Annotated in this window: 12 protein-coding genes; 10 read left to right on the top strand and 2 right to left on the bottom strand. The window is 61.3% G+C overall.

Annotated elements, in window-relative coordinates; genetic code table 11:
* Positions 1 to 40: 40 nt before the first annotated feature.
* The 4 genes from HX898_RS32675 to HX898_RS32660 are packed head-to-tail and all read left to right on the top strand — an operon-like array spanning position 41 to position 2,399.
* The gene (locus HX898_RS32675; RefSeq protein WP_180196787.1) at positions 41 to 817 is read left to right on the top strand and encodes a ComF family protein; all 777 of its coding nucleotides are present in this window, start codon (positions 41 to 43) and stop codon (positions 815 to 817) included.
* Positions 818 to 848: 31 nt separating this feature from the next.
* Complete coding sequence (grxC, locus tag HX898_RS32670; protein WP_062941150.1) at positions 849 to 1,106, top strand: glutaredoxin 3; 258 nt, start codon at positions 849 to 851, stop codon at positions 1,104 to 1,106.
* A 10-nt stretch (positions 1,107 to 1,116) separates the two neighbouring features.
* A complete protein-coding gene (locus tag HX898_RS32665) occupies positions 1,117 to 1,974 on the top strand; it encodes a carbon-nitrogen hydrolase family protein (RefSeq protein ID WP_138331668.1) in 858 nt (285 codons plus the stop codon).
* Positions 1,971 to 2,399, top strand: coding sequence for a DUF1178 family protein (locus HX898_RS32660; RefSeq protein WP_138331667.1), 429 nt, complete (start codon positions 1,971 to 1,973; stop codon positions 2,397 to 2,399). Before HX898_RS32665 ends, HX898_RS32660 begins: the two co-directional genes overlap by 4 nt.
* 80 nt (positions 2,400 to 2,479) lie before the next feature.
* On the opposite strand, the gene ubiG is transcribed toward HX898_RS32660, so the two are convergent.
* Positions 2,480 to 3,226 carry a bifunctional 2-polyprenyl-6-hydroxyphenol methylase/3-demethylubiquinol 3-O-methyltransferase UbiG gene (ubiG, locus tag HX898_RS32655; RefSeq protein WP_180196786.1) on the bottom strand — a complete coding sequence of 249 codons (747 nt, stop codon included), beginning with the start codon at positions 3,224 to 3,226 and terminating at the stop codon, positions 2,480 to 2,482.
* A 298-nt stretch (positions 3,227 to 3,524) separates the two neighbouring features.
* Here ubiG and HX898_RS32650 point away from each other — a divergent pair, with 298 nt between their 5' ends.
* The 6 genes from HX898_RS32650 (at position 3,525) to clpB (ending at position 13,083) form a co-directional block, all read left to right on the top strand.
* Positions 3,525 to 4,799, top strand: coding sequence for an aspartate kinase (locus HX898_RS32650; RefSeq protein WP_011653679.1), 1,275 nt, complete (start codon positions 3,525 to 3,527; stop codon positions 4,797 to 4,799).
* A gap of 88 nt (positions 4,800 to 4,887) precedes the next feature.
* On the top strand, positions 4,888 to 7,155 hold the full coding sequence (gene ptsP, locus HX898_RS32645; protein WP_138331665.1) for a phosphoenolpyruvate--protein phosphotransferase: 2,268 nt from the start codon (positions 4,888 to 4,890) through the stop codon (positions 7,153 to 7,155).
* 29 nt (positions 7,156 to 7,184) lie between these two features.
* Positions 7,185 to 8,264, top strand: a complete 1,080-nt coding sequence (prfA, locus tag HX898_RS32640; protein WP_138331664.1) for a peptide chain release factor 1 — start codon at positions 7,185 to 7,187, stop codon at positions 8,262 to 8,264.
* Entirely contained in the window at positions 8,261 to 9,121 is an 861-nt protein-coding gene (gene prmC / locus HX898_RS32635; RefSeq protein ID WP_180196785.1) for a peptide chain release factor N(5)-glutamine methyltransferase, read from the top strand. The genes prfA and prmC overlap by 4 nt, the downstream gene beginning before the upstream one ends.
* 342 nt (positions 9,122 to 9,463) lie before the next feature.
* Positions 9,464 to 10,231, top strand: a complete 768-nt coding sequence (locus HX898_RS32630) for a DUF4167 domain-containing protein (RefSeq protein ID WP_171600130.1) — start codon at positions 9,464 to 9,466, stop codon at positions 10,229 to 10,231.
* A gap of 251 nt (positions 10,232 to 10,482) precedes the next feature.
* Positions 10,483 to 13,083, top strand: coding sequence for an ATP-dependent chaperone ClpB (gene clpB, locus HX898_RS32625; protein WP_180196784.1), 2,601 nt, complete (start codon positions 10,483 to 10,485; stop codon positions 13,081 to 13,083).
* Between the two features lie 100 nt (positions 13,084 to 13,183).
* Here clpB and HX898_RS32620 read toward each other — a convergent pair whose 3' ends face one another.
* Positions 13,184 to 15,124, bottom strand: a complete 1,941-nt coding sequence (locus tag HX898_RS32620) for a M23 family metallopeptidase (RefSeq protein ID WP_033182109.1) — start codon at positions 15,122 to 15,124, stop codon at positions 13,184 to 13,186.
* Positions 15,125 to 15,701: the final 577 nt, after the last annotated feature.

Below are 15,701 nucleotides of genomic sequence, written 5' to 3'. Positions count from 1 at the left end.
ACGATTTTCCTTTCGTGGAGAACGCGCTAGTCTCTGCGGTATGGGGCCAACCGAATTGAAAAGACCGGTAGAATTCTTGCGCACGCATCTCTTGCGGCCGTTTTCGGCGCTTGCCGATTTCTTTTATCCGCCGGCCTGTTCCGTCTGCGGCATTTCGACCGGCGGCCATCGCGGGCTCTGTGCGAAATGTTGGTCCGGTATCCGCTTCATCGAACGACCCTATTGCGAGGTGCTCGGCATTCCCTTCTCGCACGATCTCGGTGCCGGCATCCTCAGCGCCGAGGCGATCGCCAACCCGCCGCCCTTCGACCGGCTGCGGTCTGCAGCGACCCACGACCACGCGGTCCGCGATCTCGTCCATGGGCTCAAATATCGCGATCGCACCGATCTGGCGCCGATGATGGCAGCCTGGATGCTGCGCGCTTCCGACGGGACGGTCGAAAGCTGCGATTCGCTGATCCCGGTGCCGCTGCACCGTAGCCGCATGCTGGCGCGCAAGTTCAACCAGGCAGCCGAGCTGGCCCGCCATATGGCAAGGCTCTCGGGCAAGCCGCTGCTGGCCGCCACGCTTATGCGCGTCAAGCGCACCAGCCAGCAGGTCGGCCTTGGCGCCAAGGCGCGCGAAGACAATGTCAGGGGCGCTTTTGCGATCGCCAAGGGTAGCGAAAACGACATTTTCGGCAAGCGCATCGTCCTTATCGACGACGTCTATACAACAGGGGCGACGGTTGCCGCGGCAAGCCGGACGCTGCGCAAGGCGGGTGCGGCCGACATAACGGTTTTGACCTTTGCAAGGGCTCTCTCCGAGCCTATATGACAGAAATACCCGGCATCGGTCTGGAGAGATTATGGTACCCGTCACAATCTATACACGGCAGTTCTGCGGCTATTGCACCCGCGCCAAGTCCCTTCTCGAAGAAAAGGGTGTCGAATATGTCGAGCACGACGCGACCTTTTCGCCGGATCTTCGCCAGGAGATGATCGGCAAGTCGAACGGTCGTGCCACTTTTCCGCAGATCTTCATCGGCGCCGATCATGTCGGCGGTTGCGACGATCTCTTTGCGCTCGATCGGGCCGGCAAGCTCGACCCGATGCTGGCAGCCTGAGGAAGAACCGATGAGCTTCAAGGCCGCCGTCGTCCAGATGTGTTCCGGGGTCGATCCGGTGAAGAATGCCGCCGCCATGGCGCGGCTGGTGCGCGAGGCCGCTGGCCAGGGCGCGACCTATGTACAGACGCCCGAGATGACCGGCATGCTGCAGCGCGACCGTGCGGCCGCACGCGCCGTGCTCGCCGACGAGGCGCATGACATTATCGTCAAGACCGGCTCAGAGCTCGCCAGGGAACTCGGCATCCACATGCATGTCGGTTCGACGGCGATCGCCCTTGCCGACGGCAAGATCGCCAATCGCGGCTTCCTCTTCGGTCCCGACGGCAGGATCCTCAATCGTTACGACAAGATTCATATGTTCGATGTCGACCTCGACAATGGCGAGAGCTGGCGTGAAAGTGCCGCCTATACAGCCGGCTCGGAGGCCCGCGTCCTGTCGCTGCCCTTTGCCGAAATGGGCTTTGCGATCTGCTATGACGTGCGGTTTCCCGCACTCTTTCGCGCCCAGGCGGTTGCCGGCGCCGAGGTGATGACTGTTCCTGCCGCCTTCACCAAGCAGACCGGCGAGGCGCATTGGGAGATCCTGCTCAGGGCACGCGCGATCGAGAACGGTGTCTTCGTCATCGCCGCCGCGCAGGCCGGCCGGCATGAGGATGGGCGCGAGACCTTCGGCCATTCGATGATCGTCGATCCCTGGGGCATGGTGCTGGCGTCGGCCGGCGCCACCGGTGAGGCGGTTATCGTCGCCGAGATCGATCCCACCGCGGTCAAGGCCGCGCATGACAAGATCCCGAACCTGAGGAATGGCCGGGAATTCTCGGTCGAGAAGATTGCGGGGGCAGTCGCCGGAGGCGTCGCCGCTTGATCCGCTATTCCCTCACCTGTGACAATGCCCATGAATTCGAAGGTTGGTTTTCGGAAAGCGCCGATTTCGATCGTCAGATCGAAACCGGTTTTCTGACCTGCCCGGTTTGTCATTCCGCCGCCATTTCGAAGCTGTTGATGGCGCCTTCGGTGTCGACCGCGCGGAAGAAGGACGAGAGGCAGACGCTGGCGATGAATGCCATGCGTCAGGAGGCCCTGCAAAAGCTCAAAGAAGCCGTCGCTGCGGTCAAGGCCAATTCCGAGGACGTCGGCACGCAGTTTCCCGAGGAAGCCCGCAAGATCCATTACGGCGAGGCGGATGCCCGCGGCATCATCGGCCAGGCGACGGTCGACGAGGCGCAGGCGCTCTTGGAAGAAGGCATCGAGATCGCAGCCATTCCCGTCTTGCCGGAAGACGTGAACTGACATGAAGTTCACGCCGCTTGCTGTCCATGATTTCAGCTTGCGTGTCGCGCTGAAAATAGCCGGCTTATTGATGGCGGGAGCTATGCCGGCCGCTTCGCCAGCAGCATATAATTTACGTCCATATCCTTGGACAGGTTCCACTGGTTCGACAGCGGATTGAAGAAGACGCCGGTGCGGTCGGTGATCTCAAGGCCGCTTGCCACCAGCGGCTTTTCCAGCTCTTCCGGGCGTACCAGCTTTTCATACTGGTGCGTTCCGCGCGGCAGCCAGCGCAGAATGTTCTCGGCGGCGAAGATGGCAAGCGCTGCCGCCTTCATCGTTCGGTTGATGGTGGCAACGAAGATCAGGCCGCCGGGGCGGACCATTTTTGCGCAGGTCGTCATGAAGAATTCGACATCGGCGACGTGCTCCACCACTTCCATATTCAAGACGATATCGAAGGTCTCGCCAGCCTCAGCGAGCTCTTCGGCGGTGACGGCGCGATAGTTGACCGAAACGCCGGAGGCCTTGGCATGGGTGGAGGCGATGCCAATATTCTTCTCGGACGGATCGGCGCCGACGACCGAGGCGCCCATGCGGGAGACAGGTTCGGACAACAGACCGCCGCCGCAGCCGATATCCAGCACGCGCAGACCCTCCAGCGGGCGTGCGCTTTTTGGATCACGGCTGAAATTCTCGCAGGCCTTGTCGCGGATATAGGCGAGCCGGACGGGATTGAACTTGTGCAGTGGTTTGAACTTGCCGGTCGGGCTCCACCATTCCGCCGCCATCGCCGAGAAGCGGTCCACTTCGCCCTGGTCGATCGTGCTTTTGGCGCCTTCCGTCATCGTCCACTCCTTCATTCGTGACATGTGAAGTCGGATGATCGGGGGCATAAGTCAAGGGGCGCGGATCAGGGGATTGGCGAGTGCGGAACCGCTCACCAATAGCTTTTGTCGCGTGCGCTTGCCTCCCCTCGCCAAACTCGCTAAGAGACGCCGCAACTTGGGGCCTTTGGGGCCTGGGCTTTTAGAGCGGTTCCAGAAGTTGGGAATCCGGCTCTCTGGCCCAAGCGGTCTGCCCCAGAGCTTTCGTGATGCCGGGTCCGGTTTTCCGCTTTCCCGGCGCCAGTCGTGGTAGAGGCATATGGCACGCATCGTAATGAAATTCGGCGGCACGTCCGTCGCTGACCTGGACCGCATCAAGAATGTTGCCCGCCACGTAAAACGCGAAGTCGATGCCGGGCACGAGGTGGCGGTGGTCGTCTCGGCCATGTCCGGCAAGACCAATGAACTGGTCGGCTGGGTCCAGGGCACGCCGAAGGTGATCGGCGCCAATTCTCCATTTTACGATGCGCGGGAATATGATGCGGTGGTCGCCTCCGGCGAGCAGGTGACCTCGGGGCTGCTGGCAATCGCATTGCAGGCGATGGATATCAATGCGCGTTCCTGGCAGGGATGGCAGATCCCGATCCGCACCGACAATGCGCATGGCGCGGCACGGATCATGGAGATTGACGGCTCAGACATCGTCAAGCGGATGGGCGAGGGGCAGGTCGCCGTCATCTCCGGCTTCCAGGGGCTGGGACCCGACAACCGGATCGCGACGCTCGGACGCGGCGGATCGGACACTTCAGCCGTCGCAATCGCGGCAGCTGTCAAGGCGGATCGCTGCGATATCTATACTGATGTCGACGGCGTCTACACGACCGACCCGCGCATCGTGCCGAAGGCGCGCAGGCTGAAGAAGATCGCCTTCGAGGAAATGCTGGAAATGGCCTCGCTCGGCGCCAAGGTACTGCAGGTGCGCTCGGTCGAGCTTGCCATGGTACACAAGGTGCGCACCTTCGTGCGCTCATCATTCGAAGATCCCGATGCTCCGGGCATGGGCGATCTGCTGAACCCGCCCGGAACGCTGATTTGTGACGAGGATGAAATCGTGGAACAGGAAGTAGTCACCGGCATCGCCTATGCCAAGGATGAGGCTCAGATCTCGCTTCGCCGTCTTGCCGATCGGCCGGGCGTCTCCGCGGCGATCTTCGGGCCGCTCGCCGAATCCCATATTAATGTCGACATGATCGTCCAGAATATTTCCGAGGACGGGTCGAAGACCGACATGACCTTCACCGTGCCGTCAGGCGACGTCGAGAAGGCGATCAAGGTGCTCGGCGACCATAAGGAGAAGATCGGCTACGACGTCGTGCAGAACGAATCGGGGCTGGTGAAAGTATCGGTCATCGGCATCGGCATGCGCAGCCACGCGGGCGTTGCCGCTACCGCATTTCGTGCACTTGCCGAAAAAGGCATCAACATCAAGGCGATCACCACCTCCGAGATCAAGATTTCCATCCTGATCGACGGTCCCTATGCAGAACTCGCTGTCAGGACTTTGCATTCCTGCTACGGTCTGGATAAGAATTGATTCCCAGCGGGCGGCCTGCCCCTTCAGGTTGAGGAGATGAGGCCGGCCCGCCGGGACTAAGTGCGTTGTTTCGGGAGCTTGAGACGCCATGAGAGACCTTTCCGGCGGTCCGCGCGTGCTGCTCAGGCGGCTGCGCGAGTTGATGGCGGAGCCGCTGGAGCCGCAGGATCGTCTTGACCGGATCGTCCGCCAGATCGCCGGCAACATGGTGGCGGAGGTTTGCTCCGTCTATGTGCTGCGCGCCGACGGCGTCCTCGAACTCTACGCGACCGAAGGCCTCAACCGCGAGGCCGTGCATCTGGCGCAATTGAAGATGGGGCAGGGCCTGGTCGGCACCATCGCGGCCTCGGCCCAGCCGTTGAACCTTTCCGACGCGCAGTCGCATCCTGCCTTCCGCTACCTGCCGGAAACGGGTGAAGAAATCTACCATTCCTTCCTCGGCGTGCCGATCCTCAGGACCGGGCGCTCGCTTGGCGTTCTCGTCGTGCAGAACAAGGCAAGCCGCAACTATCGCGAGGAAGAGCTAGAAGCGCTCGAGACGACGGCGATGGTGCTGGCAGAGATGATCGCCACCGGTGAGCTCAAGAAGATCACCAAGCCGGGCCTCGAACTCGACCTGACGCGTTCGGTCACCGTCGACGGCGATACTTATAATGACGGCATCGGCCTCGGTTACGTCGTGCTGCACGAGCCGCGCATCGTCGTCACCAATCTGCTGAACGAGGATGCCGAGAAGGAAATCCGGCGGCTGGCCGAAGCCATGGGCTCGCTCAGGATCTCGATCGACGATATGCTGTCGCGCCGTGACGTCTCGATGGAAGGCGAACATCGCGAGGTGCTCGAAACCTATCGCATGTTCGCCCATGACCAGGGCTGGGTGCGCAAGCTCGAGGAGGCGATCCGCAACGGCCTGACGGCGGAAGCAGCAGTCGAGAAGGTGCAAAGCGACACCAAGGCGCGGATGATGCGGTTGACCGACCCTTATCTGCGCGAACGCATGCATGATTTCGAGGATCTGGCGAATCGGCTGCTCAGACAGTTGACCGGTTATACCGGCCGGACGACCGGCGAAGGTTTCCCCAGCGATGCGATCATCCTGGCGCGCGCCATGGGAGCAGCCGAACTGCTCGATTATCCGCGTTCCAATGTCCGCGGGCTAGTGCTGGAAGAAGGGGCGGTAACGAGCCATGTGGTGATCGTCGCGCGCGCCATGGGCATTCCGGTCATCGGTCAGGCAGCGGGCGTGGTGGCGCTCGCCGAGAACGGCGATGCGGTGATCATCGACGCCGACGAGGGACATGTGCATCTGCGGCCGATGGCCGATCACCGGCGTTCCTACGAGGAAAAGGTTCGCTTCCGCGCCAGGCGGCAGGAGCAGTTCCGGGCGCTGCGTGCCGTCGAGCCGGTGACCAAGGATGGGCAGCGGATCGCGCTGATGATGAATGCCGGCCTGCTGGTCGACCTGCCGCAGCTTTCGGAATCGGGCGCCGAGGGCATCGGCCTGTTCCGCACCGAGCTGCAGTTCATGATCGCCTCCACCATGCCGAAGGCGGAGGAGCAGGAGCAGTTCTATCGCAATGTGATAAAGCAGGCGGCGGGCCGCACCGTCACCTTCCGTACGCTCGATATCGGCGGCGACAAGGTGGTGCCCTATTTCCGCGGCCATGAGGAAGAAAATCCCGCACTTGGCTGGCGCGCCATCCGGCTGTCGCTCGACCGGCCGGGATTGTTGCGCACCCAGTTGCGCGCCCTGCTGAAGGCATCGGCCGACACCGAGCTGAAGCTGATGGTGCCGATGGTGACCGAGGTTTCCGAGCTGAAGATGGTGCGTGAGCTCTTGCAGAAGGAAGTGCAGCATCTGTCGCGCTTCGGCCACGGGCTGCCGCGCAAGCTGCAATTCGGCGCGATGCTGGAGGTGCCGGCACTGCTTTGGCAGCTCGACGAGCTGATGGAGGCGGTCGATTTCGTCTCGGTCGGTTCGAACGATCTCTTCCAGTTCTCGATGGCGGTCGATCGCGGCAATGCGCGGGTCTCGGACCGCTTCGATCCGCTCGGCAAGCCGTTCTTGCGCATCCTGCGCGATATCGTGCGGGGGGCGGAGCGGAACAAGACGCCGGTGACGCTCTGTGGCGAGCTCGCCAGCAAACCGATCTCGGCGATGGCACTGCTCGGTATCGGCTTCCGCTCGATCTCGATGTCGCCGGCCTCGATCGGACCGGTGAAGGCGATGCTGCTCGGGCTCGACGTCGGGGCGCTGACGAAGGCGATGGATGAGGTGCTGGACGATCACCACGCCTTGATGCCGATGCGCGAAGTGCTTGCCCGCTTCGCCGAGAGCCACAATATTCCCCTTTAGACAGAGATTAAGAAGAATCGGAGTGAAGGGTGGCGAAGCTTCCCGTTGAAAAGATGCGCGAGCTGGAACGTCGTTTCGGCGAGATCGAGGCGCGCATGTCGGCTGGCCCGGCTGCCGATGTCTATGTGAAGCTCGCATCCGAATATTCCGAGCTGCAGCCGGTCGTGACGAAGATCCGCGTCTATGAAAAGGCGGTCGCCGAGCTTGCCGATCTCGAAACGCTGCTCGAGGACAGGTCGGTCGACCGCGAAATGCGCGACCTCGCCGAGCTGGAGCTGCCCGATGTGAAAGAGCAGATCGAGTCGCTCGAGCAGGAGATGCAGATCCTGCTTCTGCCGAAGGACGCAGCCGACGAAAAGAGTGCGATCCTCGAAATCCGAGCCGGCACGGGCGGCTCGGAAGCGGCTCTTTTCGCCGGCGATCTCTTTCGCATGTATGAGCGCTTTGCGGCGGAAAAGGGCTGGAAGGTGGAGGTGCTCTCGGCAAGTGAGGGCGAAGCCGGCGGCTACAAGGAAATCATCGCGACGATCACCGGCAGGGGGGTCTTTGCCAAGCTGAAATTCGAATCCGGCGTGCATCGCGTGCAACGCGTGCCGGAAACCGAGGCGGGTGGGCGTATCCATACGTCGGCCGCAACGGTTGCGGTGCTGCCGGAGGCCGAGGAGATCGACATCGAGATCCGGGCCGAAGACATCCGCATCGACACGATGCGCTCTTCGGGTGCTGGCGGCCAGCACGTCAATACGACGGACTCGGCAGTGCGCATCACCCACCTGCCGAGCGGCATCGTCGTCACCAGTTCGGAAAAATCGCAACACCAAAATCGCGCCAAGGCGATGCAGGTGCTGCGCTCCAGGCTTTATGATGCCGAGCGGCAGAGGGCCGATAGCGAGCGCTCTGCCGATCGCAAGAGTCAGGTCGGCTCCGGCGACCGCTCGGAACGTATCCGTACCTATAATTTCCCGCAGGGGCGGGTGACGGACCATCGCATCAATCTGACGCTCTATAAGCTCGACCGGATGATGGAAGGCGAGATCGAGGAGGTTGTCGACGCGCTGATGGCTGATTACCAGGCGAGCCAGCTGGCGCAGCTCGGCGAGCAACAATGAGCTCGACGGTCGCCGATATGCTTGCCGATGCGCGCCGCCGCTTCACCGAAGCAGGTATCGTCGACCCGGCGACCGATGCGCGGCTGCTTGTCGCGGGTCTTCTGACACTGTCGCCGACCGAGCTGTTGACGCGATCGGCCGAGAGGCTTTCTGCCGAGCAGGCCGAAGTGATTTTCAAGGCGCTGGAGCGGCGGCTTGGTCATGAGCCGGTGCATCGCATTCTCGGCGAGCGTGAATTCTACGGCCTGCCGCTTCGGCTCTCGGCTGAAACGCTGGAACCGCGGCCGGATACGGAAATCCTGGTCGATACGGTTCTCGTCTATCTCAAAGACCTTGCAAAGGCGCAAAACCGTCTCCATATCCTTGACATGGGAACCGGGACCGGGGCGATATGCCTTGCGCTTTTGAGCGAATGTCCTCATGCATCAGGTGTCGGCAGCGACATATCGGCGGATGCACTTTTGACGGCAAGATCGAATGCAGAAAGAAACGGGTTGCAGGATCGTTTTGAGGCCGTACAGTCAAGTTGGTTCGAGGACATCCAGGGATCCTTTCACGCGATTGTCTCAAATCCGCCCTATATTGCTTCCAATGTCATTCACGATCTCGCTCCCGAAGTGACGAAATTTGATCCGGCGGCGGCTCTGGATGGCGGCCCGGATGGGCTTGACGCTTACAAAGCCATAGCCAAGGATTCGGCAAGGTTCATCAGGCCCGATGGGGTCGTCGGACTGGAGATCGGCTACGATCAGCGAAACGACGTGACGGCGATCTTTGAAGCGAAAGGCTTCAGGTGCCTCAAATCCGTGAAAGATTATGGTCAGAACGACAGGGTGCTCGTGTTCGCGCTCGCGTGAAAGACGATAATGCGGCATTGGACGAGACATTATTGTTATTGCGAAGAAAAGGCTTGGATTTCCCGGTGAAGCAATATAGGTTGCGGTCACGTGTTGGGCAGATAGGAATGAACGAGATTCGTTCGGTACTTGGTTTGCCTCGGGGGTCCGCTCTTTTAAACGAGAGTTTCAACGGTTGAACACGACCCAATGCGTGAATCAGTCAAACTGACTTGAGAACCAAGCGGCAGGTCGGCGCAAAGGCGCAGTATGCTCGCGGCACAAAGGTCCTGATCCGGTTTTCCGGTCATGGCGGTTGGTGCCATGTATCCATCACAAACAGAGAATTCAGGTGAACGATCTATGAGGCCAGGACAGCAGAACAAGCGCGGTCGAGGGCGTGGTAACAATAATAACGGCGGCGGTGGCGGCGGTGGAAATAACAATAACAACAATTTCAACCGCAAGGGCGGCAATCCGCTAACCCGGACTTATGACAGCTCCGGCCCCGATGTGAAGATTCGCGGTACTGCGCAGCATATCGCCGAAAAATACGCGCAGCTCGCCCGCGACGCCCAAAGCTCCGGCGACCGCGTGATTGCCGAGAACTATCTCCAGCACGCCGAACATTATAATCGTATCATCGCCAGCGCCCAGGCGCAGATGCAGGAACGCTTCCAGCGCGACGACCGCGGCGAGTATAATGATCGCGACGGTGCGGACCGTGACGGCGACGATATGGACAACAATGACAATGAGAATGACAATGACGGCGACGATGTCGTTATCGTCCAGCCGCCGCAGAGCAGGCCGCACCAGCCGCAACAGAGCAGACAGCACCAGCCGCAGGCACAGCCGAAGCCGGTAGCCGCTCAGGCGCCTGCACCGGCACCCCAGTCCGAACTCATCGATGGAACCGGCCCGCAGCCGGAGATCGAAGGCATTCCGGCCGAAGTCGCGATGGACGAGGAAGGTGCCGGCGGCCAGCCGCGTGAACGCCAGCCCCGCCGCCGCAGCACCGGCAGCCGTCCCCGACGCCCGCGTCGTGGTGCTGAGGGCGAAGAAGCCGCCGCTGAAGGCGAGGGCGCCTCTGCCGAGGCGCCAGTGCTGGCTGACGTCACATCGGAATGAGGATTTCGCTTCCCTTCAGGGGAGAGCGTGACGTTCATGCCATCTACTCGAATTAGCTTGAAAATCCCCGGCCTTGTGCCGGGGATTTTCATTTTATGGGCTCTTTAAACTCGCAGAACAGGCTACCATATTCTCTTCGAACTGCTTCGCCCGAATCCCAGCCGGGCCAAGCGCGACCTGCCTTTTCAGGGGGTCGATCTCAATCATCGGTCTGCGCCTCGTCAGGGCAGGGCGATCCATGGAGGTAGAATATGAATATCGAGAAATATTCGGAGCGGGTGCGCGGTTTCATCCAGTCCGCCCAGACCTATGCGCTGGCGCAGGGTCACCAGCAATTTACACCGGAACATGTGCTGAAAGTCCTGCTCGACGACGATCAGGGCATGGCGGCGTCGCTGATCGAGCGCGCCGGCGGCGATGCCAAGGCCGCCCGCCTGGCCAATGACGCGGCTCTCGCCAAATTGCCGATGATCTCCGGCGGCAACGGCAATATCTATCTGGCACAACCACTCGCCAAGGTGCTTTCGACTGCCGAAGAAGCGGCGAAGAAGGCCGGCGACAGCTTCGTCACGGTGGAACGCCTGCTGCAGGCGCTGGCGATCGAATCCTCGGCCTCGACCTTTTCGACGCTGAAGAACGCAGGCGTGACGGCCCAGGGCCTGAACCAGGTGATCAACGACATCCGCAAGGGTCGGACGGCGGATTCCTCCAATGCCGAGCAGGGTTTCGACTCGCTGAAAAAGTTCGCACGCGATCTCACTGCCGAAGCCCGTGAGGGTAGGCTCGACCCGGTGATCGGCCGCGATGACGAAATCCGCCGCACCATCCAGGTGCTTTCGCGCCGTACCAAGAACAATCCTGTGCTGATCGGCGAACCCGGCGTCGGCAAGACGGCGATCGTCGAGGGCCTGGCGCTGCGCATCGTCAACGGTGACGTGCCGGAATCGCTCAAGGATAAGAAGCTGATGGCGCTCGACATGGGCGCGCTGATTGCCGGTGCGAAATACCGCGGCGAATTCGAGGAGCGGCTGAAGGCCGTGCTCAACGAGGTCCAGGCGGAAAACGGCGAGATCATCCTGTTCATCGACGAGATGCATACGCTGGTCGGCGCCGGCAAGGCGGATGGGGCGATGGATGCCTCGAACCTCCTGAAGCCCGCCCTTGCCCGCGGTGAGCTGCATTGCGTCGGCGCGACCACGCTCGACGAATATCGCAAACATGTCGAGAAGGATCCGGCCCTTGCCCGCCGCTTCCAGCCCGTTGTCGTCGACGAACCGACGGTCGAAGACACGATCTCGATCCTGCGCGGCCTGAAGGAAAAATACGAGCAGCATCACAAGGTGCGCATCGCCGATGCGGCGCTGGTGGCGGCTGCGACACTTTCCAACCGCTATATCACCGACCGTTTCCTACCCGACAAGGCGATCGACCTGATGGACGAGGCGGCGGCGCGGTTGCGCATGCAGGTTGATTCCAAGCCGGAAGAACTCGACGAACTCGACCGTCGCATCATGCAGCTGAAGATCGAGCGCGAAGCGCTGAAAAAGGAAACGGACGTCGCGTCCGCCGACCGGCTGAAGCGGCTTGAAACCGAAGTGACCGATCTCGAGGAACAGGCCGATGCGCTGACGGCCCGTTGGCAGGCGGAAAAGCAGAAACTCGGCCTTGCCGCCGATCTCAAGAAGCAGCTCGATGATGCCCGCAACGAACTGGCGATCGCCCAGCGCAAAGGCGAATTCCAGCGTGCCGGCGAGCTGACCTACGGCGTCATTCCCGACCTTGAGAAGCAGCTCGTCGATGCCGAGAAGCAGGATGGCGACCGCGGCGCGATGGTGCAGGAGGTGGTCACCCCCGATAACATCGCCCATGTCGTTTCCCGCTGGACCGGCATTCCGGTCGATAGGATGCTAGAGGGCGAACGCGATAAGCTGCTCCGGATGGAAGACGAACTGGCGAAATCGGTGATCGGCCAGGGCGATGCGGTTCAGGCCGTGTCGCGCGCCGTTCGCCGCGCGCGCGCCGGCCTGCAGGATCCGAACCGGCCGATCGGCTCGTTCATCTTCCTCGGTCCGACCGGCGTCGGCAAGACGGAGCTCACTAAGGCACTCGCCCGCTTCCTCTTCGACGACGAAACGGCGATGGTGCGCATGGACATGTCGGAATATATGGAGAAGCACTCCGTTGCCCGGCTGATCGGCGCGCCTCCCGGCTATGTCGGTTATGACGAAGGCGGAGCGCTGACGGAAGCCGTGCGCCGCAGGCCCTATCAGGTCGTGCTGTTCGACGAGATCGAAAAGGCGCATCCCGACGTCTTCAACATCCTGCTGCAGGTGCTGGACGATGGACGCTTGACCGACGGTCAGGGCCGGACGGTCGATTTCCGCAACACGATGATCATCATGACCTCGAACCTCGGCGCCGAATATCTGACGCAACTGAGGGACGGCGACGACAGCGACACGGTTCGCGAGCAGGTGATGGAGGTCGTGCGCGGGCATTTCCGGCCGGAATTCCTGAACCGCATCGACGAGATCATTCTGTTCCATCGCCTGAAGCGCGAGGAGATGGGCGCGATCGTCGATATCCAGCTGAAGCGGCTGGTGGCTCTGCTGTCAGAGCGCAAGATCGTCATCGATCTCGACGAGGAAGCCCGCCACTGGCTGGCGAACAAGGGTTACGATCCGGTCTACGGCGCAAGGCCGCTGAAGCGGGTGATCCAGAAGTTCGTGCAGGATCCGCTGGCCGAGCAGATCCTGTCTGGCCAGGTGCCGGATGGATCGACGGTGACGGTGACGAGCGGTTCGGACCGGCTGCAGTTCAGGACGAGGCAGACGGTGAGCGAAGCGGCGTAACCGATTTGCCGGATGAATGAGAAATGGCGGCTTCGGCCGCCATTTTTTGTTAGGAGGGGGTAATGACCGGCGGGTCATCAGCTTGTCGGTTTAATGGAAATTACTTGCTCGCCACCTGGTCCGGCGTCTGGTTGTTCAGCAGCGTATCGATGCGCTTGCGCTCGTCTTCGAATTTCGCCAGCGCCTCGCCCTGCAGGGATTTGCCGCCTGGTAGCCGGATGCGCAGCGGATCGACCTTGGTGCCGTTGACGATCAGCTCGTAATGCAGGTGTGGGCCGGTGGATTCGCCCGTCGTGCCGACCCAGCCGATCACCTGGCCCTGGCGGATCTTGGCACCGGGGACGACACCCTTGGCGATGGCGCTCTGGTGATTGTAGGAGGATTCATAGCCGTTGGCATGGCGCACGATCGTCTGGTTGCCGTAACCGCCGGAATCCCAGCCGGCTTTTTCGACCGTACCGTTGCCGGCGGCGATGATCGCCGTGCCGCGCGGTGCTGCCCAATCGACGCCGGTGTGCATGCGGGCGAAACCGAGGATTGGGTGGCGGCGCATGCCGAAGCCGGATTTGAAGATGCCGTTCGGAACCGGGTTGCGCAGCAGGAACTGGCGGATGCTCTTGCCGTTCTCGTCGAAATAATCGACCGTGCCGTCGTCGGGGTCCTGGAAACGGTAGAAGCGCGTCTGCGTATCGCCGAAACGGGCGTTGACATAGAGCAGTTCGGAATCCTCGGTCGCCTGACCGGCGCTGTCGGCGACGGAGAAGAAGGCTTCGAGACTGTCGGTCGGCCTCAGCTGCGCCTGGAAATCGACATTGCTGGCGAGCAGCTTGATGATCAGCGCCGTCATATCCTTGGTCATGCCGTAGGAAAGGGCAGCACGATAGATGCCGTCATAGACGCGCGGCAGGTTCTGGCCGGGGGGCGGTGCGAAGGAATTGTCATCGAAGGCGGTGGCGATGGCATCCAGCATCGGCGGCTCGCTGCCGGGCACGTACCTGCCCTTGTCGTCGACGGCCACGGTGACGAGATGGCGCGTGCCGCGATAGACGCTGGCTCGGATGATCTTTGCCTGTTCGCCCTTCTGAATGATGCCGATGCGCAGTACGTCGCCCTTGTCGAGATCACCGGAACCCAGCTGCTGCGCGATATAGCCGGCAATGCCATCGGCATATTGCTGCGGATAGCCTGAATCCGTCAGCGCCTTGGCGATCGGCGTGTCGACGCGCACCGGCAGGATGTCGTCGGCGAATTCTTCGGTCTGCGGCGTGATCGATTCCGATGCGGAGACCGTCATGTTCTGTTCGAGCACGCGGGCGGACAGACCGGCGGTCAGATCGACATCGGCGTCCTCGTTGGAGAAACGACGCGGATCGACGTAATAAAGGGCTGCCAGCTGAGTGTTGCCGTCGGTCAGCACCGAGCCGTTGGAGCGCACATTCTCTTCGACCTCCTCGAGCGACAGGCCGGATGCCATCTGCATGCTGGTCTTGCCGGTCGGGAAGGGAATGGTCTTCAGGCTGACTTCGGATTCGACGTCGGAGCCGTAAAGCGCGCCGGTGCGGCTTTGCGGCGCGGGCTGCGGCTCGTCGGCGGAAAAGATCGCCAGGGGATCGAAGTCGGGATAATCTTCCGTCGCCACATGGTTGGCGGCCAGCGTCATCTTCACATGTGCGAAGGGCTGGCGGCGCACGACTTCCTTTTCGCCGTCGTGGACGACGGTTGAGACTTCCATGATGGCACGGTCGGACGGCTTTGCGGCGATGGCGGGCGCGATCAGCCGGCCACCGCGGACCACCGTCGTATCCTCATGCGCGTCTGCCGCAACACTTGCATAGGCTTCGGCGGGGATCGCCAATTGCTGGCGGCCGTCAAGGGCGGCAAAAAGAGCAACCCCCATCAGGACGGAAGATGTAATGCCGGTGAGGAACGTGCCCGAGAGCCAACGCAAGGAAACTTCGCGCCGGTCGGGCGCGCGTCTGCCGTCGGCCAGAAGCGGAGGCTCGTTGCCTAACGAGCGGATCATCATTTTCTCCGTCATCATGGCAGTCGGGTCCGCGTCCTTACATCAGGCGTCTGTGGGAGCATGTATCGGCCATCCTGGCTGGGGCGAAAGATGTGCATATTTTGGGCACGGAAGTCAAATCACTCAGGAAAAGGCAGTCTGCCTGCATTTGCCTGTGTGAATCATGTGTCTCTTAAGACCAGCAGATTGTGATGATGTCGGGGCGCAGGGGACAAAACAGCGTTCTTTTCACGAAAAGTCGAAAGACGTTCATCTTTCCTGGCCGTGTAAAGGCCGGACGGAATCCGGGAAATGATCTCACTTGAAATTTTCCCTGTAAAAACAATGTTTTGAAAGAAAAATCAGTTTTTTCGAAAAGCGCTGTTGACTGTTTCGGTGGGTTAGTTCTATAAGCCCACTCACTGAACGAGGGCGGCGGCGCTGCTGGCGACGAAGTCTTTCGTTCTAGTGAAACTCAAGCGGATTGGCGATTGCTGGTTTGTGTTCTGGGCGCGAGTTTGGAACGGGTTTTGTCGACGGCTTAGGTTCGTCTGTTATTTGACAATTGAATATAGAGAAGAAAGAGAAACGTGGGCGGCGGAGCTTGCGGGATCTG

The sequence above is a fragment of the Rhizobium sp. WYCCWR 11128 genome, from assembly GCF_013416305.1.
Classification (GTDB): domain Bacteria; phylum Pseudomonadota; class Alphaproteobacteria; order Rhizobiales; family Rhizobiaceae; genus Rhizobium; species Rhizobium indicum.
This window is presented reverse-complemented; position numbering and strand designations above follow the sequence as displayed.